This is a genomic window from Paramicrobacterium salitolerans, from assembly GCF_051513965.1.
Taxonomy (GTDB): domain Bacteria; phylum Actinomycetota; class Actinomycetes; order Actinomycetales; family Microbacteriaceae; genus Paramicrobacterium.
This window is the reverse complement of the sequence record NZ_CP195847.1, coordinates 2,934,102-2,954,716: the sequence shown is the minus strand read 5'-3', so window position 1 is coordinate 2,954,716 and position 20,615 is coordinate 2,934,102. Positions and strand designations below refer to the sequence as shown.

Annotated in this window: 18 protein-coding genes; 8 read left to right on the top strand and 10 right to left on the bottom strand. The window is 65.2% G+C overall.

Annotated elements, in window-relative coordinates:
- Nucleotides 1–133: 133 nt before the first annotated feature.
- On the top strand, nucleotides 134–1,624 hold the full coding sequence (locus ACSAGD_RS14225; RefSeq protein WP_437583429.1) for an APC family permease: 1,491 nt from the start codon (nucleotides 134–136) through the stop codon (nucleotides 1,622–1,624).
- A gap of 68 nt (nucleotides 1,625–1,692) precedes the next feature.
- Here ACSAGD_RS14225 and ACSAGD_RS14220 read toward each other — a convergent pair whose 3' ends face one another.
- The 3 genes from ACSAGD_RS14220 to ACSAGD_RS14210 form a co-directional block, all read right to left on the bottom strand.
- Nucleotides 1,693–2,325: a hypothetical protein gene (locus tag ACSAGD_RS14220; protein ID WP_437583428.1), complete on the bottom strand. Its 633-nt coding sequence runs from the start codon at nucleotides 2,323–2,325 to the stop codon at nucleotides 1,693–1,695.
- Nucleotides 2,322–3,359 carry a hypothetical protein gene (locus ACSAGD_RS14215; protein WP_437583427.1) on the bottom strand — a complete coding sequence of 346 codons (1,038 nt, stop codon included), beginning with the start codon at nucleotides 3,357–3,359 and terminating at the stop codon, nucleotides 2,322–2,324. Before ACSAGD_RS14215 ends, ACSAGD_RS14220 begins: the two co-directional genes overlap by 4 nt.
- A 244-nt stretch (nucleotides 3,360–3,603) precedes the next feature.
- Entirely contained in the window at nucleotides 3,604–4,365 is a 762-nt protein-coding gene (locus ACSAGD_RS14210; protein WP_437583426.1) for an ABC transporter ATP-binding protein, read from the bottom strand.
- A 548-nt stretch (nucleotides 4,366–4,913) separates the two neighbouring features.
- On the opposite strand from ACSAGD_RS14210, the gene ACSAGD_RS14205 reads away from it, so the two are divergent.
- Both ACSAGD_RS14205 and ACSAGD_RS14200 read left to right on the top strand, forming a co-directional pair.
- Nucleotides 4,914–5,195 carry a helix-turn-helix transcriptional regulator gene (locus ACSAGD_RS14205; protein ID WP_437583425.1) on the top strand — a complete coding sequence of 94 codons (282 nt, stop codon included), beginning with the start codon at nucleotides 4,914–4,916 and terminating at the stop codon, nucleotides 5,193–5,195.
- Between the two features lie 165 nt (nucleotides 5,196–5,360).
- The gene (locus ACSAGD_RS14200) at nucleotides 5,361–6,263 is read left to right on the top strand and encodes a VOC family protein (RefSeq protein WP_437583424.1); all 903 of its coding nucleotides are present in this window, start codon (nucleotides 5,361–5,363) and stop codon (nucleotides 6,261–6,263) included.
- Between the two features lie 37 nt (nucleotides 6,264–6,300).
- Here ACSAGD_RS14200 and ACSAGD_RS14195 read toward each other — a convergent pair whose 3' ends face one another.
- Together ACSAGD_RS14195 and ACSAGD_RS14190 are read right to left on the bottom strand one after the other, a co-directional pair.
- Nucleotides 6,301–6,702 carry an arsenate reductase ArsC gene (locus tag ACSAGD_RS14195; RefSeq protein ID WP_437583423.1) on the bottom strand — a complete coding sequence of 134 codons (402 nt, stop codon included), beginning with the start codon at nucleotides 6,700–6,702 and terminating at the stop codon, nucleotides 6,301–6,303.
- A 22-nt stretch (nucleotides 6,703–6,724) separates the two neighbouring features.
- Nucleotides 6,725–8,038: an FAD-dependent oxidoreductase gene (locus ACSAGD_RS14190; protein ID WP_437583422.1), complete on the bottom strand. Its 1,314-nt coding sequence runs from the start codon at nucleotides 8,036–8,038 to the stop codon at nucleotides 6,725–6,727.
- 86 nt (nucleotides 8,039–8,124) lie between these two features.
- On the opposite strand from ACSAGD_RS14190, the gene ACSAGD_RS14185 reads away from it, so the two are divergent.
- A complete protein-coding gene (locus ACSAGD_RS14185; protein ID WP_437583421.1) occupies nucleotides 8,125–8,514 on the top strand; it encodes an ArsR/SmtB family transcription factor in 390 nt (129 codons plus the stop codon).
- A 56-nt stretch (nucleotides 8,515–8,570) separates the two neighbouring features.
- On the opposite strand, the gene ACSAGD_RS14180 is transcribed toward ACSAGD_RS14185, so the two are convergent.
- Entirely contained in the window at nucleotides 8,571–9,581 is a 1,011-nt protein-coding gene (locus ACSAGD_RS14180) for a LacI family DNA-binding transcriptional regulator (RefSeq protein ID WP_437583420.1), read from the bottom strand.
- Between the two features lie 350 nt (nucleotides 9,582–9,931).
- On the opposite strand from ACSAGD_RS14180, the gene ACSAGD_RS14175 reads away from it, so the two are divergent.
- The 4 genes from ACSAGD_RS14175 to ACSAGD_RS14160 all read left to right on the top strand — a co-directional run bounded on the left by ACSAGD_RS14175 (nucleotide 9,932) and on the right by ACSAGD_RS14160 (nucleotide 15,386).
- Nucleotides 9,932–11,362 (top strand): sugar porter family MFS transporter, encoded by a 1,431-nt coding sequence (locus ACSAGD_RS14175; protein WP_437583419.1) that lies wholly within the window; start codon nucleotides 9,932–9,934, stop codon nucleotides 11,360–11,362.
- Between the two features lies 1 nt (nucleotide 11,363).
- Nucleotides 11,364–12,107, top strand: coding sequence for an L-ribulose-5-phosphate 4-epimerase (locus ACSAGD_RS14170; protein ID WP_437583418.1), 744 nt, complete (start codon nucleotides 11,364–11,366; stop codon nucleotides 12,105–12,107).
- A gap of 68 nt (nucleotides 12,108–12,175) precedes the next feature.
- The gene (gene araA / locus ACSAGD_RS14165; protein WP_437583417.1) at nucleotides 12,176–13,684 is read left to right on the top strand and encodes an L-arabinose isomerase; all 1,509 of its coding nucleotides are present in this window, start codon (nucleotides 12,176–12,178) and stop codon (nucleotides 13,682–13,684) included.
- Between the two features lie 100 nt (nucleotides 13,685–13,784).
- Nucleotides 13,785–15,386, top strand: a complete 1,602-nt coding sequence (locus ACSAGD_RS14160; RefSeq protein WP_437583416.1) for a xylulokinase — start codon at nucleotides 13,785–13,787, stop codon at nucleotides 15,384–15,386.
- A 464-nt stretch (nucleotides 15,387–15,850) separates the two neighbouring features.
- On the opposite strand, the gene ACSAGD_RS14155 is transcribed toward ACSAGD_RS14160, so the two are convergent.
- The 4 genes from ACSAGD_RS14155 to ACSAGD_RS14140 form a co-directional block, all read right to left on the bottom strand.
- A complete protein-coding gene (locus ACSAGD_RS14155) occupies nucleotides 15,851–16,858 on the bottom strand; it encodes a hypothetical protein (protein WP_437583415.1) in 1,008 nt (335 codons plus the stop codon).
- Between the two features lie 232 nt (nucleotides 16,859–17,090).
- Entirely contained in the window at nucleotides 17,091–17,654 is a 564-nt protein-coding gene (locus ACSAGD_RS14150; protein WP_437583414.1) for an NAD(P)H-dependent oxidoreductase, read from the bottom strand.
- 163 nt (nucleotides 17,655–17,817) lie between these two features.
- Nucleotides 17,818–18,768, bottom strand: coding sequence for a helix-turn-helix domain-containing protein (locus tag ACSAGD_RS14145; protein ID WP_437583413.1), 951 nt, complete (start codon nucleotides 18,766–18,768; stop codon nucleotides 17,818–17,820).
- A 314-nt stretch (nucleotides 18,769–19,082) separates the two neighbouring features.
- Entirely contained in the window at nucleotides 19,083–20,492 is a 1,410-nt protein-coding gene (locus ACSAGD_RS14140) for an aldehyde dehydrogenase family protein (protein ID WP_437583411.1), read from the bottom strand.
- Nucleotides 20,493–20,615: the final 123 nt, after the last annotated feature.

Here is a 20,615-nt window from a genome sequence, read left to right as displayed (position 1 = left end):
CCCGCGCGGGTCAAGAGTGGGAGGGCCGGCGTGCACACTGGGTCAAGTGGCGTGCGTGCTGGGTCTACCGTGCGGGGTACCTCACCTGTGAGGATGCAGAGAACTCCCGCATCCTCCCTCAGAAAGGATCGCCATGACTCGCAATGACGCGACCCAGGCTCCCGCCGCGCGCCGCAGGCTCGGTGTGCCCGCCATCACGCTCATGATCATCGCGGCATCCGCACCCCTCACCGTCGTCGCCGGCGGTGCCACGACCGCGTTCTCCGTCACCGGCTCTCTCGCCGTGCCGATCGGCTACATCGTTCTGGCGATAGCGCTCGGCATCTTTGCCGTCGGCTACGCCGCGATGAGCCGGCACATCACGAACGCGGGTGCCTTCTACGCCTACGCGGCTCAAGGCCTCGGTCGTCCGGTCGGGGTCGGCGTATCTCTCGTGGCGCTCATCGCCTACAACTGCATGCAGATCGGCATCTACGGGATGCTCGGATTCCAGGTGGCCGACTTTCTGAGTTCGATGTTCGGCATCGATATTCCGTGGTGGCTCATCGTGATCGTGTTCATCGCGATCGTCGGGTGGATGGGCGTGAACCGCATCGATCTCTCCGCGAAGGTGCTTGGAGTGCTCGTGGCGCTCGAGTTCGTCGTTGTGATCGTGTTCGATGTCGCGGCGTTCGCCAATCCGGCCGAGTCGTTCACGGCGCAGCCGATCTCGCCCGCGGAGATCTTCACCCCGGCGATCGGCGCGGTTCTCGCGTTCGGCGTCGCCGCGTTCATGGGCTTCGAGCAGGCCGCGATCTACGGTGAAGAGGCGAAGGATCCCAAACGCACGGTGCCGCGCGCCACGTTTATGGCCGTCGGGATCATCGGGATCTTCTACGCGCTCTCCTCGTGGGCGCTGTCGCTCGCGATCGGAACCGAGAAGATCTCCTCGGGAGGCATCACTCCGGAAGAGGCCGGCCCGCCCCTGTTCTTCAACTTCGCAGCCACCCACCTTGGCGTGATCGTCGTCGACATCATGTCCGTTCTGTTCATCACGAGTGTGTTCGCGGCCGTCGTGAGCTTCCACAATGCCGTCGCGCGCTACGTCTTCTCGCTCGGTCGCGAGGGACTGCTGCCGCGCGGTCTCGGTCGGGTGAGTCGCAGCGGTGCGCCATGGGCGGGTTCGGTCACGCAGACGATTCTCGCGCTCATCGTGGTGGTCGGCTTCGCGATCGGCGGCATCGGCTCCGAATACGGACCGCTTTATCCGGTGATCACACTGTTCACGTGGCTGACCAACACAGGTGCGATGGGTCTCGTGCTGCTCATGGCAGTGATCGCGCTGTCAGTGATCGGATACTTCCGTCGCAACCCGAACAGCTCCGGGCCGTGGACCACGATAATCAGTCCGATCATCGCATTCATCTTCCTGTTCAGCGTCTACGTGCTGATCGTTGCGAACTTCAACGTGCTCATGGACCAGCCGGAGACCAACGCGCTCACGTTCGTGCTGCCTCTTCTCGTGGTGGTGCCGGGCATCATCGGCATCTTCTGGGGCATGGCGTTGAGGACGAGCAAGCCGGAAGTCTATGCGAACATCGGGCACGGAGCGCCTGACCCTGAGGAGGTCGAGACGGAGGTGTGAGGGCCGTCCCAACGATGAAGGAGGATGCCGTCGGCCAGCGTGCCGACGGCATCCCCTTCTTATGCGAGTCAGGGCACGTTCTTGATGAAGTCGTGAAGAGTTTTGCTGGTTCCTTGAAGAGCCAGCCCGACGCTCCACAACACGATGGCGAAGACAGAAGGCGCATATGACGAATCAGGCTGCGCGACGAGAGTGACAATCGCAGTCAGTCCTGACGGTGAACCAGGCAGAAAGACGAAGGGGAGAATTGTCCATGTGAGGGGAAAAACCCAAGCAAGGTTTGGGCCGAGGAATGTGGCTCCAAGCAAGGCCGCGCCAGTCAGTGCAATGAGGTTGCGAACAATCGCGACTGCGCCTTGGTCGGCTGGACCTGTTAGCGCAGATGCCGTCAGTGGTATCGCGGCGAGACCGAGCGACAACGCCGCGAGAGCAGTGAGACATACGATATGGGCTAGCCGCCAGTTGGTTAGTTTTCGAGCGCTCGTGCCTTCTTTAGCGCGAAGTGCGCGTGACGTAACCGTCGCTTGAATTGTGACGGCGGGAAGTATTGGTAGTTGCGCTGCTACCCCCACGAGGTACCCGGAGCGCGGATTCAGAGTGTAGTTAAGAGGGCCGCAGAGGACGACGAGCACGGCTGTTATGAAGATGACAATGCTCGCGGGAACCCAGCGGCGAGCGCGAAAGAACAGCACGCTGGTCATGTGGGAAAGTCGCTGAGCGACAGTTCGCAGCTGAAATACTCGTCTTCGTGTGCGCGAAGCCATTCGTGAGCATCGGCGTCGTTGAGGCTCATGAACGCACGATACTCAACCGCTCCGGGAACGTTCTTTGGAAAATCTCCGATTCCGAGTTCGTCATATCCGGAGAGCCAAGCGTCCACGATGCTGACAGACAGATAGTTCTCGACGTCTTCGTTCACCTCACACGAGGATGCACCGCCATACTTCGTCACGTATCGCGAAACAGCAAATGTAATGCCGAAACGGTTGATTTCCTCAATGTAGATACTCCGTGCCTGGGGGCTTGGGGCATCACCCACTCCTTCAACGTTCTGCTCGATGAGCGTTGCCTCGAGTGGAGTTCCGGCGACCTTGGCATTGAGGCGTTTCATGGCTGAACTCAGATCCGGCATTGCCGCGGCATAGCCTCTGTTCAAGCAGATGCTGGGGCTAGAGTCGTTGCAGACGAAGTCGCGACTGTTGTGGCCGGTCACATACTGTCCGTTTGTTGCGAGTACTGCTCCCGCTCCCGCCAAGGCCGAGACGAATAGGACTGCAACGGTGCTTCCGAAGCGCAGTGCAGTGCCCGGGCGCCATCCTCCGCCAGCAAGGAGGAGAAGCAGGAGTGCCACCGATATGAAAACGGCTGTTTGGCCCCACATCGTGAGACTGATGTGGCGAACAAACACGCTGTCAACGTTGAGGATCACTGGGTAGAGCGAAACGACTCCATAGGGCACGGGCGCGATGCGCAACGCAACGTAGAATCCGAAGAAGAGCACTGCGCCCAATGGAGGCGTGTACCAACGTGAACCCGCCAGCGTTCCGACGGCATAGCCGAAAGCTGAAGCAAGCACGATTGCGCTTGCAAGTGCTGTCAGCCAAGCCGCGGGAGGTGAGCCGTAGGTGCCCGTCACCTTCGCGTAAATGGTGAGCGTAACAAGAGCCAAGCCATAGCCGACCAAGACCGGAGTGATCATTGCAGTTGCGTGAGACATGCGCTCGAACACCGGCATTCGCACTGCACCCTTGAGGCGCTCTGAGACCGCATGTTGCCATCTCCCGGCTTCCCAAGCGCAGAATCCAGCGGCCAATACTCCCGTGTAAACAGAAGTCTGCGACAGCCCAGTGACGAGGTCTGGCCAGAGGTTTAGTCCGTCACGGTGAGCTGACAGTGAACCGGCGACGCCGAGAACTGCGATTACGGCGCCGAGCATAAGAGTTGACGAATGTCGCGTCAGCGAAAGAAAGGCGCGCATTTCAGCTGCTCCGTCCAGGCGAAGCATGGGAGATGACGGATAAGTAACCGTTCTCAAGTGAGCGTGCATGAGGGTCCGGCGACTGGGCAGCCAGATCAGCAGGGATTCCGTCGAAAACGATATGCCCGTGGTCGACAACAAGAACGCGGTCTGCCATTGCCTGAACATCGTCAGTGAGGTGTGTGCTGAGCACGATTGCTCGGCCAGATTTGCGAGAGATGAGAACATCTCGAAAGTGAGCACGTTGCGCTGGGTCCAGCCCAACCGTCGGTTCGTCAAGGAGAGCAAGTCGTGGATTGTTGACGAGGGCTTCGGCAAGGCCGACGCGTTGTTGCATTCCTCCGGAGAGACGGCGCACGAGCGTCCTTGACTGCTCGCTCAAGTCAACTGATGCCAAAGCATGCCGCGCAGCTGCTCGCAATTGAGTACGTGGCACAGCCTTCAGCCATGCCACGTACTCAACGCTCTCTTGCGCTGTGAATCCGCGAAAAAAGCGCCAGTCCTGCGGCATATGACCAGTTCGAGATTTATAGCGTCGATATGAGTCGTCGGACATGAGCGCCTCACCGTCGAGTGCCACATAACCGCGTCCAACGCGTTGCGGTGAGGACAGGGCATCGAGAAGAGTTGATTTGCCGGCACCGTTCGGGCCGAGCAAGGCCGTCACGCCTTCGTGGAGATCGAATGTGATGTCATCGTAGATGAGTTGTCGGCCCCGACGGATCGACAGACCTCGCGCTTCGAGTATCGCTGAACGGTTCACGACTGAGCAATACTGTTCATTCAGCAGTGGGTGAGGGTCCTACGTGCACTGTTCTTGTAAGTGTCGCCTCCATAACTGGCGCTCTGGTAGAAGCGTGCCTGGGTGTAATATTCATCGGTTCCACCGTTATCGCAGACTTTGCCGCCACCTGAGTAGGATGGGCCGCTATAGTCTTCGTCGGTAACGACTCGGGCATCTGGTAGCCAGGACCAGTAGTGCATCAGGTAAGCAGCGAATCCCTTGACGCGATTACTGGTGCAGTGTCCACTAGCGCCGAATTTGATCTTTGCTCCGCTCAGCGTCGGGGCTGCGGCTGAGAGGCTGCAACCGGAGGGCATTGGGCCGCCTAACGCATAAGCAGGTGACGCAACTCCAATCCCAGCCACCGATAATCCGAGTGCAAGCAAGAGTGTCGAAAGTTTCCGCTTAATAGTCATTTTGGCCTCCTGTCGTTCTGAATCAGCACACTGCTAGCGTAAAGTTCTGAGAAATGTAATGTCCATGCAATATATTAATGGTCGCAATACTGATATGGATTGTGAAGATGCATGCATGCAGATTCTGATGTAGAGATCGGATGTATATTGAGCGCGCGCATTCAGTCACTTACGACCAAGTGGGTAGCCGGGCTTGTGAAGCAGCGTCGTAAGGAGCTGGGGCTCTCGCAGGAAGAAGTTGCAGCTCAGGCGCAAGTGTCGATTGGTACCTACAGTGCGCTTGAGAGAGGACGATCACTGAGTGGAGGAGAGGCCAACCCGACTCTTCAAACGCTCGTACGCATATTCTTGGTCTTGGGGATCAGATTTCGGGAGGACGCGTCGGTTTGGTGAGGTTTGCGTAGCGGACGCGTAGCTCATTTGGTGCATTGTCTGCCGGTTATTCTCAAGTTTCTCGCTTCTGCTCATCCCTTCATCTCCCGTGGACGTCGGGACGTGCGCGCATAATGAATGAGAAGCAGGCATCGGCGCCTGTTCGCTGCCCTTTCAGGAGGAGCCATGCAGAAGATCGTCCCGAACGTGTGGTGCGACGGCACCGCTGAGGAAGCCGCAGCCTTCTACGCCTCGGCGTTTCCGGGGGCCACGTCGTACATCGAGTCGCGCTACCCAACCGAAGGACTCGCGGAGTTTCAGCAGGGCATGGCCGGTGCCGTGCTCACCGCCGCCGTTGAGATCGAAGGGCAGCGCGTCACGCTCATCAACGCGGGTGACGAGTTCCGCCCGAACTCATCGCTGTCGTTCATCGTGAACGTCGACCCGCTCCTGTTCGATCGAGACGAGGAGGCCGCTCGCAGCCGGCTCGATGCGATCTGGGGTGCCCTGACGACAGGTGGTCGAGAGCTGATGCCGCTCGGCGAGTACCCGTTCAGCAGACGGTACGGCTGGGTCGAAGACCGTTTCGGCGTGAGCTGGCAGCTCATGCTGACCGACCCAGACGGAGAGCCGCGGCCGTTCATCATTCCCTCGCTCATGTTCGCCGGGCCCGTGCAGAATCGCGGAAGCGAAGCGATCGACTTCTATACGTCGGTGTTCGAGGATGCCGCGGCGGGCAACAGATTCCCCTACGGCACGCCCACCGGCCCAGCGACTGCGGAGGCCCTCGCATTCGGGGAGTTCCGCATCGGAGACCAGTGGTTCGCCGTGATGGACTCCGGCGTCGAGCAGGGCGTCACGTTCACCTGTGGCGTCTCACTCGAGGTGCTATGCCGTGACCAGGCGGAGATCGATCGGCTCTGGACGGCACTCAGTGCGGTTCCAGAGGCGGAACAGTGCGGCTGGCTCGCCGATCGCTACGGTGTCAGCTGGCAGATCGTTCCCGAGCAGATGGGTGAGCTGATGCAGCGGCCGAACGCGTACGAGCACCTGATGTCGATGACGAAGATCGTGATCGACGGCTTCTGACGCCTCCTGCGGTGGGCCTGCTCGTTGCCCGACGAAGTTACTGTGCCAGTTCGGCGAGCAGCGTTTCGACTCGGCGACGAATCTCGTCTCGAATCGGTCGCACAGCATCGATCCTTTGACCAGCGGGGTCGTCGAGCTCCCAGTCTTCGTAGCGCTTGCCCGGGAAGATCGGGCAAGCATCGCCGCATCCCATCGTGACGACGACGTCGGCCTCCTGCACAGCATCCATTGTGAGAAGCGAGGGGATGCCGTGAGAGATGTCGATCCCTACCTCACGCATCGCCTCGACAGCGACCGGGTTCACCTGGGTGCCGGGTGCAGAGCCCGCAGATCGTACGGCGACGCGATCGCCAGCGAGATGGTGCAGAAATCCTGCTGCCATCTGCGACCTGCCCGCGTTATGGATGCACACGAACAGAACGGTCGGTGTGTGGGTCATCATCATCTCCGCGTCTCGTCACTCAACAGCATCCGCTGCCGCCGATATCTGTCGAGCACACCCCTGTCGCGGGCAGAGACAGCTCGACGTTCACAGCGGCTCCCATGTCGCCGTCGAGCCATGCCGCGATCGAGCGCACCTGCTCGTATCCCGTTGCGAGCAGGAACGTCGGCGCGCGCCCGTATGATTTCATGCCGACGATGAAGAATCCGGGGTCCGGGTGGGAGAGCTCCTGGAACCCGTGAGGGGAGACGGTGCCGCACGAGTGAAGGTTCGGGTCGATGAGCGGGGCTAGCTTCGCCGGTGCCTCGACGATGTCGTCCAAGCTCAGCCGCACCGCACGGAGCATATCGAGATCAGGTCGGAATCCGGTCGCGTTCACGACGCGGTCGGCATCGAGGGTCTGGATCTCGCCATCCTTCGCGCCGATGAGACGGATGCCGTCGCCCGTCGGTTCAAGGCGCGTGATCTCGAATGAGTCGATCTGAGTGACGACTCCCGAGGCGACGAGACGGTCGACGCGGCTCCCGAGCGCAGCCCGATTGGGCAGTTCGTCGTCTGGTGAGGACGATACGCGAATCGCTGATGGATTTCGGATGAGCCAGGTGACGCGGGTCCCTGGGGCTTCACGGGCGAGCGTGCCGAGTGCGATCAACGTGTTCGCCGCTGAGTGCCCGGCGCCGACCACGACCGTGTGTCGGCCCGCGAACTCGGACTTCTCGGCCCCGAGCACGTCGGGGAGGGCATGGAGGATCTTCCCCGCGACGGCGTCTGCGCCGAGGGGGCTCAGGCCGGCAGAGCCGAGCGGGTTCGGTGTCGAGTACGTCCCTGAGGCGTCGACGACGGCCCGGGCGCTGACATCTCCCACGTGTCCGTCCCGGTGTTGGAGACGCAGCAGGAACGGGGTCTTCTCGCGGCCGGTCGTGCGCGTGCGATCCATCCCCTCACGGGAGACCGCCACGACGCGCGTGCCATAGCGAATGTGCGGAGCGACGTCCGGGTGAGCGGCGAGCGGGGCGACATAGTCATCGATGAGTTCGTGACCTGTCGGTGTGCGACGCTCGGAAGGAGGCGTCCAGTCCGTCGATTCCAGAAAACGGCGGGATGCCGAGTCGATGAGGTATCGCCGCGGGGAGAACAGCCGCGTGTGTCCCCATCGACGGATCGCTGCAGCCGCGGTGTCGCCCGCTTCGAAGACGGTCACGTCGATCCCGCGCTCGATGAGATGCGCTGCCATCGCCAAGCCGATCGGTCCCGCTCCGATCACGGCCACGGGAAGTGTCGCCAACCGGTCAGACTCGACGGCGCGCGGCGTGAGATCGAGCAGCGTTGACATCCAGATTCGCCCCTTACATCGATAAGTGTCGATGTTTAGTCTGCATCCGTCTATCGCTCTCTGTCAATATCGATTATCTTCGATGTATGGAGAAGGTGCTCGAGACAGACGAGACAGGCGGTCAGCAGTGCTGTGTCTCACAGGCGGTGACGCCGCTGGTCGATGGTGACGCCGAGCGCCTTGCGCGTCAGCTGAAGGCGCTCGCTGACCCGACGAGACTGAAGCTGCTGTCGATCGTCGCCGCAAGCGAGGCCGCAGAAGCATGCGTATGCGATCTGACTGACCCCGTCGGCCTCAGTCAGCCGACGGTGTCGCACCACCTCAGGGTGCTTACCGAGGCGGGGTTTCTCACCCGCACGAAACGCGGAACGTGGTCCTACTACCGACTGGTGCGAGAGGCGCTGGAAGGCACGGCGGGTGATCTCGTCTCCTCGGTGTCGTGTGCGAGTCATGGAGGCGACGCCGCGGCACGGTGAGTGACCGGCATCCTTTCGCCATCTCGTGCGGTGCTGACGCTGGTGCGCGTGAGGCCTCAGCGGCGCGGCGCCGTCGATGCGCGGACCTCGAGCATCGGCGAGATGCGCCGCGGGATCACCGGTGACTCCGCGATGGCGTCCAGCAGCATTCCCACGCTCGTCTCGCCGAGAGTGTGGAAGGGCTGCCGCACCGTCGTCAGCGCGGGTTGGAAGTGTGCCGAACCGGTGATGTCGTCGAACCCGACGACAGAGACCTCGTCGGGCACAGCGACACCGCGCTCCGAGAACGCCGCGAGCAGTCCGAGCGCCATGTAGTCGTTCGCGCAGAAGACAGCGTCCGGCAGACCCTCGTCGACCAGGCGGATGCCGGCAGCATAGCCGGACTCGGAACTCCAGTCCCCGCGGATGACGTCCGGAGGTGTGAGCCCCTCCGCCGTAAGCGTCTCTCGCCAGCCCGTCTCGCGCTCGCGGGCATCGAACCAGCTCGACGGGCCGCCGACGTGGGCGATGCGCTGGTGCCCCAGTTCGATGAGGTGTTCCGTCGCGAATCGGGCGCCGCGGTGCTGGTCGACCGAGACCGGGTGCATTCCGTCGGTCACTTCGACACCGTCGGCGATCACGACGACCGGCACACGCCGACCGATCTCCGAGAGCTCCTCGACGAGGGGCGGCTGCGGGGCGATCACGATGATTCCCTCGACGGCGTGGTCGAGAAGCATCCCCGTCACCTGCGACACCTCTCGGTGCCCCGTGTCTCGGATTGCGGCGATCACCGTGGCGTACCCGCGTTCGCGCGCCGCCGTCTGAATCGCGGTCGAGGCCAGGTTCGGCCCGGAGTACTCGCTGTCGGCGACGATCACGCCGATGAGGCGGCTTCGGCTTGTGACCAGGGCACGAGCGCTCATGTTGCGTCGGTAGCCGAGCTCCTCGATCGCCTCGAGAACCCGCTCACGCGTCTCGGGCCGAACAGGGTCAGTGCCGTTCAGCACGCGCGACACGGTCTGGTGCGAGACTCCCGCGCGACGCGCGACGTCCATCATCCCCGGTGGTCGTTTTGCGGAGCCCACGGGCCTCCTCGGTGTCGATCTCATGCGGCCGCTCCGGTCGTCGAACCCGGAAGACCCGAACCGACTCTACCGCTTCGCGCGGCCCTCCCACCGCGCGAAGCCGCCCCCTGAAAGCGCCCGCGCACCGTCGCTTCGCCAGACGAGATCGTGAGGCGAACGGACGTTTTGCAGGCTCTGGCGTTGTGATTTATGTTAACGCTAACATTGCTCATGAGCACATCCGCCCACACGACGGAGCGCTCTCGAGCCGCATACGGTGACTACCTCGCACCACACCGCTTCGTAGTCAATGACGACCAGGGCGCTGGCCGGCCACACAACAGACCGACGACGCTCTGCAGGAAGGTTCAATGCAGTACAAGAAGATTCCCGCGCGATTCATCTACTTCTTCGGCGCGTTCGGAGGCATCCTCTTCGGATACGACATCGGCGTGATGACCGGTGCCCTCCCGTTCCTCCAGAACGACTGGAATCTGCACGGAGATGCAGCCGCGATCGGGTGGATCACCTCATCCGTCATGCTCGGCGCCATCTTCGGCGGCGCGCTCTCCGGGCAGGTCGCCGACCGCATCGGCCGACGCAAGACGATTCTGATCGCGGCCGTCATCTTCGTGGTGGGCTCCATCCTCTCGGGAGTCGTTCCGCATGACGGAACGGTGTACCTCGTGATCGTGCGGACCGGTCTCGGGCTCGCCGTGGGCGCGGCATCCGCTCTTGTCCCTGCCTACATGTCCGAGATGGCTCCGGCTCGCCTGCGCGGCCGGCTCTCCGGGCTCAACCAGACGATGATCGTCTCCGGCATGCTCCTGTCGTACATCGTCGACTTCCTCCTGAAGGATCTCCCCGACCCGTGGCCCTGGCGCATGATGCTCGCGATGGCCGCCGTCCCTGCGCTCGTGCTGTTCATCGGTGTCCTCCGTCTGCCGGAGTCGCCGCGCTTCCTCGTGCGCACCGGCCACCTCGACCACGCCCGCCACGTGCTCACTCTCATCCGCCCGGCCGACTCCGTCGAGTCCGAACTGCAGCAGATCACTGAGACCGCTGCGCAGGAGGAGAAGGCGAACGCCCGCACCTCGTGGGCGACGGTGTTCAGCGGAAAGTATCGCTACCTCGTCATCGCCGGGGTGGGCGTCGCGGCGTTCCAGCAGTTCCAGGGTGCGAACGCGATCTTCTACTACATCCCGCTGATCGTCGAGGAGGCCAGTGGCGCCGCCGCGAGCAACGCGCTCATGTGGCCGATCATCCAGGGCGTCATCCTCGTGCTCGGCTCGCTGCTCTTCATGGCGATCGCTGACCGGTTCAACCGACGCACGCTCCTCACGGTCGGCGGTGCGGTCATGGGCATCTCGTTCCTGCTCCCCGCGGTCATCAACTGGATCAACCCCGCGACCAACCCCATGCTGATCGTGGTCTTCCTGAGCATCTACGTCGCGTTCTACTCGTTCACATGGGCGCCGCTCACGTGGGTGCTCGTCGGCGAGATCTTCCCGCTGTCGATCCGCGGCCGCGCGTCGGGACTGGCGTCCTCGTTCAACTGGATCGGCTCGTTCCTCGTCGGTCTCCTCTTCCCGATCATGACCGCCGCCATGCCGCAGCAGGCCGTGTTCGCGATCTTCGGCGTGATCTGCCTGCTCGGAGTCGTGTTCATCCGCACGCGCGTTCCCGAGACGCGCGGGCGCAGCCTCGAGGAGATCGAGCGCACGGAGACACGTCAGCTTTCGGTCGCCGGCCAGGCGGCATCCACCGTTTCAACCCCGTCATCGCACACGAAGGAGTCATGAGATGACCACCGTTCTCAGTCAGCTGCCACAGGAGATTCAGGATGCCGTGGCCCGCACGCGCCAGCGAGTCAGCGACCTGCACGCGGAGCTTCCGCGCAATCAGCTCGTCGTCTGGACAGCCGGCAACGTGTCGGAGCGCGTGCCCGGAGCCGACCTGTTCGTCATCAAGCCGTCGGGCGTCTCATATGACGAGCTCGCGCCCGAGGCCATGGTGGTGTGCACGCTCGACGGCGAGAAGATCGTCGACGGCACTCCCGACAGCCTGACGCCCTCCTCCGACACAGCGGCGCACGCGTACGTGTACCGCAACATGACCGAGGTCGGCGGCGTGGTCCACACGCACTCCACCTACGCCACAGCGTGGGCGGCGCGCGGCGAGGAGATCCCGTGCGTGCTCACCATGATGGGCGACGAGTTCGGCGGCCCCATCCCCGTCGGACCGTTCGCGATCATCGGCGACGACTCGATCGGACGCGGCATCGTCGAGACCCTGCAGAACTCGCGGTCGCGCGCCGTGCTGATGCAGAACCACGGCCCGTTCACCATCGGCAAAGACGCGAAGGATGCCGTCAAGGCCGCCGTCATGTGCGAAGAGGTCGCACGCACCGTGCACATTGCGAAACAGCTCGGCGAACCGATCGCGATTCCGTCCGAGACCGTCGACGCGCTGTTCGACCGCTACCAGAACGTCTACGGTCAGCGCGGCGGCTCCGCGAGCGACGCCGACGCGGCATCCGATAGATGATCACCAGACCCCACACATCTCACCCAACACCACTCACATCAGCCACATCGCCAAAGGAGGCATGAGCAATGCAGAACCCCTTCGAATCACGAGAGATCTGGTTTCTCACCGGAAGCCAGGGACTCTACGGACCCGAGACCCTCGACCAGGTCGCCGAGCAGTCGCAGCAGGTCGCTTCGCTGCTGGATGATGCCGACGGAATCCCCGTCAAGGTCGTCTGGAAGCCCGTTCTGACCGACCGGGACGCCATCAAGCGCACCGCACTCGAGGCCAACGCGACCGACGCGTGCGTCGGCGTGATCGTGTGGATGCACACCTTCTCGCCCGCGAAGATGTGGATTCTCGGCCTCGACGCGCTGCAGAAGCCGCTCCTGCACCTGCACACGCAGGCCAACGTCGAGCTGCCGTGGAGCACCATCGACATGGACTTCATGAACCTGAACCAGGCGGCGCACGGCGACCGCGAGTTCGGATACATCGCCACGCGGCTCGGCGTCGCCCGCACAACGGTGGTCGGACACGCCTCGAGCGACGCTGTGCGCGAGCGGGTCGGCCGCTGGGCGCGCGCCGCCACCGGGTGGGCGGAGCTTCACGAGCTGAAGCTCGCGCGCTTCGGCGACAACATGCGGAACGTCGCCGTCACCGAGGGCGACAAGACCGAGGCGGAGCTGCGGCTCGGCGTCTCGGTGAACACGTGGGGCGTGAACGACCTCGTCGCCGCTGTCGATGCCGTGAGCGAGGATGCCGTCGACACGCTCGTCGCCGAGTACGACGAGCTGTATGACGTGGCGCCGGAGCTGCAGCCGGGTGGCGACCGCCGCGAGTCACTGCGCTACGGCGCCCGGCAGGAGCTCGGTCTGCGGTCGTTCCTCGAAGAGGGCGGCTTCGGGGCCTTCACGACGAACTTCGAAGACCTCGGCGGACTGCGCCAGTTGCCCGGCCTCGCGGTGCAGCGACTGATGGCCGACGGCTACGGCTTCGGCGCGGAGGGCGACTGGAAGACCGCGATTCTGGTGCGCCTCGCGAAAGTCATGGGCTATGGTCTGCCCGGCGGCGCCTCGCTCATGGAGGACTACACGTACGAGCTGACGCCCGGCAAGGAGAAGATTCTCGGTGCGCACATGCTTGAGGTCTGCCCCTCGCTCACGACGAGCACGCCGAGCCTCGAGATCCACCCGCTCGGCATCGGCGACCGCGAAGATCCTGTGCGTCTGCGCTTCACCGCCGATCCCGGGGAGGGCATCGTCGTCGCCATGTCGGACATGCGTGAGCGCTTCCGCCTCGTCGCCAACCCGGTCACCGTCGTCGAGCCCGACGAAGACCTGCCGAAGCTGCCCGTCGCCTGCGCGGTGTGGGAGCCGGAGCCGGACTTCGCCACCTCGGCATCCTGCTGGCTCACCGCCGGCGCCGCGCACCACACGGTCATGACCACCGCCCTGCACCTCGAGGTGTTCGAGGACTTCGCCGAGATCGCGGGCATCGAGCTCGCGGAGATCGGCGAGGGCACCACCGTTCGCGGCTTCGCGCAGGAGCTCAAACTTGGTCAGGTGTACTACCGCATGGCGCAGGGCCTCTGACCGAACCAGCTGGGCGGTTTCGCTTTGGCGAGCGCGAACCGTCGAGACGCGTCCGGGCGGGTGACTCCCGCCCGGGCGCGAAGATGAAAGGACATCAATCATGGCGACTTCTGAGACGTCGGCGGAGGTCATCGCCGCGGGGCGCGCGAGCCTCGGCATCGAGCTCGGATCGACGCGCATCAAGGCCACGCTCATCGATGAGGCGGGTAGGCTGCTCGGTTCGGGCTCCCACACATGGGAGAACGAACTCGTCGATGACAACTGGACGTATTCGATGGATGCCGTCTGGAGCGGCCTCGCCGCCTGCGTCGCGGACCTCGCGGCAGACGTGCGTGCGCGGTGGAGCACCGAGCTCACGCGCGTCGCGGGTCTCGGCGTTTCGGCGATGATGCACGGCTACCTCGCGTTCGACAGCGACGGCGAGCTGCTCGCGCCCTTCCGCACGTGGCGCAACACGTACACGACGGAGGCCGCGGCGCAGCTCACGGAGGCGCTGGGGCAGAACATTCCGCTGCGGTGGAGCGTCTCGCATCTGCTCCACGCGGTGCTGAACGGCGAAGACCACGTGTCGCGCATCGACCATCTGACGACCCTCGCCGGCTACGTCCACTGGAAGCTCAGCGGACGCCGCGTCCTCGGGGTCGGCGACGCGAGCGGCATGTTCCCGATCGACGCGAGCACGGGCGACTACGACCGGGCGAAGCTCGACGCGTTCGCCGCGCTCGACGCCGTCGCCGAGGCGCCGTGGTCGCTTGACGGCATCCTTCCCCAGGTTCTCTCTGCGGGTCAGGATGCGGGTGAGCTCACCGCCGAGGGTGCGGCGCTGCTCGACCCGACGGGCGCGCTGCAGCCCGGCGCCGTGATGGCTCCGCCGGAGGGCGACGCCGGCACGGGCATGGTCGCGACGAACAGCGTGCGGCCGCGCACCGGCAACGTCAGCGCCGGCACGAGCGCATTCGCGATGGTCGTGCTCGAGAACGACCTCCAGGGTGTGCGCGAGGAGATCGACCTGGTGACCACGCCCGCGGGCGACCCGGTCGCGATGATCCACACGAACAACTGCACGGGCGACCTCGATGGGTGGCTGCAGATGTTCACGGAGTTTGCGCGACTCATCGGCACCGAGATCGACGAGACCGAGCTGTACCGGTTGCTCTACACCGAGGGGTTGAAGGGGGATGCCGACGCCGGCGGACTGCTGTCGTACAACTACCTGTCGGGCGAACACCAGACGGGCGTCGCGAGCGGCCGGCCGCTGTTCGTGCGCAGCCAGGAGGCGCGTTTCACCCTCGCGAACCTCATGCGAACGCACCTGTACGCCGCGTTCGGGGCACTGGCCTCGGGCATGCAGGTGCTGCTGCAGGAGGAGAAGGTGGGGCTCGACCAGCTGTTCGGCCACGGCGGCATCTTCCGCACGGCCGGGGTGGCGCAGCAGGTTCTCGCGGATGCCCTCGACACACCGGTCTCGGTCAGCCACTCGGCGGGCGAGGGCGGATCGTGGGGCATGGCGATCCTCGCCGCGTTCTCGGCGCGGCGGACCGAGGCATCCCTTGCGGACTACTTGGCGGACGTGATCTTCACGGACACCGAACTGGTGACGGCGCAGCCCGACCCGGCCGGTGTCCGCGGATACGCCGACTGGCTCGAGCACTACCAGCGGGGCCTCGCGGTGGAGCGTCTGGCGGGGGAGACCTTGCGCTGACCTTCGGGTCGGCGTGCGTCTTCCGGCCGGTGCCCTCGTTCCGTTCGGTGCCCTCGCTCCGTTGCTCCTGCCGGCCGGTGCCCTCGCTCCGTTTGGTTCCCTCGCTCCGTTTGGTGCCCTCGTTCCTGCTGACCGGTGCCCTCGCTCCTGCCGGCCGGTGCCCTCGCTCCGTTCGATGCCCTTACTCCGTGACAGAGCTACCTGCGGTCATTAGAGCCTGCCGCGGCAGGCTCTAATGACCGCAGACCGCTCTCACATTCATGCCTGGCGCGGCCCCCGTATTGCATGCGCCGCGCGAGACGCGATGCGGCGCGACGACGGGGTGCGACAGCAGGCGCGTCACACGGCGCGGCACGACGACAGGCGGAACCGGGCGGCGGCACGGCAGACCAGCAGCAGGCAGCACGGCAGACCAGCAGCAGGCAGCACGGCAGACCAGCGTCAGGTGGCAGCGAGCAGCACGCTCAGCGCGGCTCCATGCCCGCCCAGTCCGTGCGCGGCTTCGACTGACGAGGAAGCCCGGCCTTCTCGAGAATCTGCGCGAGGCGGCGACCGTCGTGCGCGTCGTTCCACAGCCACCGCGCCATGCGTGGCCCCGTCGCGCGCATCCGGTCTTCGCGCACCTTCTCGGCGAAGACGATCTCGTCAATCGACCGGCTCTTCGCGTCCACGGCGCGGGTGTACTTCGTGTGTCCGTCGAACTCGCCGAGCAGCTGAAACTTCGGCCACGCCTGGTCCGCATCGCCGACGAAGCCCTCGTCGTCGTGAACCGCGAACTGCAGCGTCGGCTCCGGAAACCCGAGAAGAAACTGCTGGGCCCGACTGATCGACTCACCGAGACTGTCGGCTCCGTCGCGGGCGAAGTTCATCGCCATGCGTGCGCGCCGTGACCCCGGGCGTTTTCCCAGCGCTTTCGCACGCTCGCGCAGGGGCTCGAGGTCGAGGCGCGGTGGAAACCGCGACGGGTCGTCGTCGCGGCGCGTCCGCACCGCGGCATCCATCATGCCCACCGCCCGCGTGAAAGTCGCCGAGCACCCGAGGTCGAGCAGCGTGCGTTCCGGGGACGTGATGAGAAAGGGGCCGCACTCCACGATGTCGTCATCGTCAAGCGTCGTGTTGTGCCAGGTGAGCGAAGGCGTGGGATGCCGCGGAGACTCCGTCCCCACATGCACCGTGTCTCCATAGAACCCGTACGCCGGGTAGCCGAGCGCGGCGGCTGCGGAGTCGTGCGTGAAGACGAGCTGAGACCGATGCCTCGCCTGCGCCGCCTGCATCAGCGCGATGTGCCGCCGCCGATCGCCGAGCGCATGCCACCGGTCATGCTCGATGTACACGCCGCGGCCGAGCCGCCGCAGCTCGCCCCGCTCGTGGCGGCGCCGAATCGCCCGGCTGCCGTCGTCGCCGAGCAGAGGGCGTGACGTCACCAGCAGCGTCGACAGCGGAACCGTGAACTCGTGGGGCAAACGCGTCATGACTACGACCGTGCCACGCCCGGCAGGCAAAGATTGGGGTCGTGGCCGCGGCTGTGAATAACCGCGAATGGATGCCGCATGTGAGCGACCCGCCAGCAAACGCGCAGGTTGGCACTGTGCGCAGGCCGCCGCCGCCGTGCGGACGCGTCCTCGTTCCGTTACAGAGCTACCTGCGGTCATTAGAGCTTGCCGCGGCAGACTCTAATGACCGCAGACCGCTCTCACGCGAACGTTACGCCGCGATTGTCTGCGAGGCCGCGTCCACCAGCTCGCCGAGCACGTCGCGAAGCTGCGCGAGCACTTCGGCGTCTTCGCGCGGGTGTGTCTCGGCGAAGCGCGTGAGCGAGCCGGGAATCGACAGCACGACGTCGTCGACCACGGTGGCGCCGGAGATCTTCAGCGCCTGGCGCGCGTGCTCGTGCGCGGTGGAGCCGCCGTTCTGACCGAGCGACGTGCCGATGACCGCGGCCGGGGTGCCGGAGAGGCTTGACCGCCCGAACGGGCGCGACGCCCAGTCGATGGCGTTCTTGAGGGCCGCGGGCACGGTTCCGTTGTGCGCGGGCGTGACGACCAGCACCGCGTCGGCCTCGCCGATGGCCGTGCGAAGCTTCGTGACCTCGGCGGAGACGCCGTCTTCGACATCCGTGTCTTCGTTGTAGAGCGGAAGGCTGCCCAGCCCGTCGTAGATCGACACCGAGACCGAGTCGGGTGCGCTCTCGACGAGTGTTTCGGCGAGCTGGCGGTTGGTCGACGCCGCGCGCAGGCTTCCGAGAAGTACGAGCACGGATGTTGACATGGGCAATCTCCTTCAGAGTTTCGATCGAATGGGGACGAGGCTTCGCAGCCGTCATAGGCCAGCGTCGTCGAACTCCGGATTATTCCCGTGTTGCGTCGCGCGGTCCCGTGTTGCGTCGTGCGGTCCCCGTGTTGCGTCGTGCGGGCGCTCGGGGGAGACGTCGCTATGCGGCGGCGAGAGCGTTGCGGCGCATCGCGCTTGGCGGGCATCCGTACTCTGCTTTGAACGCCCGGCTGAAGTGCGCCGCATCGATGAAGCCCCATCGCGCTGCCACCGCGGCGACCGGCATCGCCGCGAGCGCCGGATCCGTCACATCACGCCGGCACGCCTCGAGGCGACGCTGACGCACCCACGTCGACACTGTCGTGCCCTGCTCCTGAAACAGCGCGTGCAGGTAGCGCAGCGACACGTGGTTGGCGCGCGCGATCGTGTGCGGGTCGAGCGTCGCCTGGCCGAGGTGCTCGTCGATGTACCGCATGATGGATGCCGTCAGCGCGGCCTTCGGCGACGATGACGCCGTCTGCCCGAGCTCACTCGCGTACAGCGTCGTCGTCAGGTCGACCGCGGTGCGTGCGAGCCGTGCGCCGACGGCGCCGCGCAGCACCCCGAGGTTGTCGGAGAGCCCCATGAGGAACGGCGCGATCACCGCGGTCAGCGGGTCGTCGCCTGCCATGCGCACGGCGGTCAGCTGCTGGAGCGTCTCCGGCGCGATGCCGAGCGCGTGATGATCGAACATCACGACGAGCGTGCTGAAGTCGCGGTCGAACTCGAGGGAGTACGGCGCATCGGTCGAGTAGATCGCGATGTCGCCGGGGTGCAGCAGCGCTTCGCGGCCGTCCTGAACGAGAAGGGCGACGCCCTGGAGCTGCACGCTGAGCTTGAAGTAGGGGGTGTCGCCGCGGGCGATGAGCTCGGGCGTGCGTTCGATCGTGTGCTGACCGGCATCCACCTGGGAGATGTGCACGTTGTCGCACTCGGCGGCCTGCAGGGTTCCGCGGAACGCGTGCCTGTCGCGCGTGGAGACGCGCAGCGGGACGAAGGACTCGGAGACCGCCTGCGTGAAGTCGGTGTAGCCGAGCGGACGAGGGGAGGGGGTTGGGTTCGGGCGAGACATCGTTGACCACCAATCGGGCACGGACAGTGCTCCGTCGCAAATGATCCGTTTGTGCAATTTTATCTCGCGGGTGCGTTAAGTCCAGAGTGCTGGCGTGCATGAGAGTGAGGTCTGCGGTCATTAGTGCCTGCCGCGGCAAGCTCTAATGACCGCAGACCTCACTGTGGTGGCGGTGCGGGCGCGGGTGGGCGTGGGTACCGTGCGGACTCCGGCGGGTGGTGCCGGTGCGGGCGGTGCCGGCCGTGCGTGCGGTGCCGGCCCCGGCGGGGCGTGGTGGGCGCAGCGGGTCCGGGTGGCCGGCGGGGCGGGATGCCTCAGCCGTTGATCACCTGCGGAACCCCGAGTGCCTTGAGGCCCTCCACACCGAACTCCAAGCCGTAGCCGGACTGCTTGACCCCGCCGAACGGAATCATCGGGTGGATGCCGCCGTGCGAGTTGATCCACACGGTGCCGGCCTGCACGCGGGCGGCCACGTCGCGGGCCTTGTCGCGGTCGCTCGACCAGACGGAGGCGCCGAGGCCGACATCGAGACCGTTCGCCATCGCGAGCGCCTCGTCGAGGTCGGAGTAGCGGACGATCGGCAGCGCCGGCCCGAACTGCTCCTCCTGCACGAGCGGGTTGTCGTTGTCGACGTCGGCGATGAGCGTCGTCGGGAAGAAGTATCCGGCTTGATCGGCATCCGCCTCACCACCGAGCAGCACGCGACCGCCTGCATTCTTCGCGGCGTCCACAAGGCGCGTCACGATGTCGAACTGCTGCTTGTTCTGCAGGGGCCCGAGAACGTTGTTCTCGTCGGTGCCGACCCCCATCGGCACGTTCGCGGCGACCTCGGCCAGCGCGGCGCACACCTCGTCGTAGACCGAGTCGTGCACATAGAGGCGCTTGAGCGCTGCGCACGTCTGGCCGGTGTTGATGAACGCACCCCAGAAGAGATCCTCCGCGATCGCCTTCGGGTCGACGTCGGGCAGCACGATGCCTGCGTCGTTGCCGCCGAGCTCGAGCGTGAGGCGCTTGACCGTGTCGGCGGAGCTGCGGATGATCGCCTTGCCGGTCGCCGTCGATCCGGTGAACATGACTTTGCCGATCTCGGGGTGACTCGACAGACGTGCGCCGACCTCGCGGTCACCGCTGATCACCTGAACGACCCCCTCGGGCAGCACCTGGTTCATGACGGCGACGAGCGCGAGCACGCTGAGCGGCGTGTATTCGCTTGGCTTCACGACGACGGTGTTGCCCATGCGGAGCGCCGGGGCGATCTGCCAGACGGAGATCATCATCGGCCAGTTCCAGGGGCCGATCGCGCCGACCACGCCGATGGGGCGGTAGTGCAGCACGGCGTGGTTCTCGCCGTCGTCGATGACCGTCTGAGGTTCGAGGGGGGTGGATGCCGCTGCACGCAGCCAGCCCGAAGCACCGCCGACCTCGAAGCGGGCGTTCGGCCCGTTGAGGGGCTTGCCCTGCTCGCGGGTGAGCAGCTGGGCAAGGGGTTCCGCGGCGGCGTCGATCGCGTCGGCGGCCTGCAGCATGAGTTCGCTGCGCCGCTCATGGCCGAGCGCAGCCCACCCGGGCTGCGCGGCACGGGCGCGTGAGACCGCGGCATCCAGGTCTGAAACCGAGTGGACGGGCGCCTGCCCGATGACCTCGCCGGTCGCCGGATTGACGATGTCGCGGCCCGTTCCCGGTGCGGCGGTGATCTCAGCCAGAAGGCTCTCGAACGTGTCCATGGGTCCTCCCCGTAGAGTCGTGGTTCCTCCACCGTACGTCCGAGCCGGAGCTCGCCGGTTGACTGGCCGGGCAGTGCCCTTGACCGAGGGTGCAGACTGGCACTTCAGAGGTGGCCTGGCGCA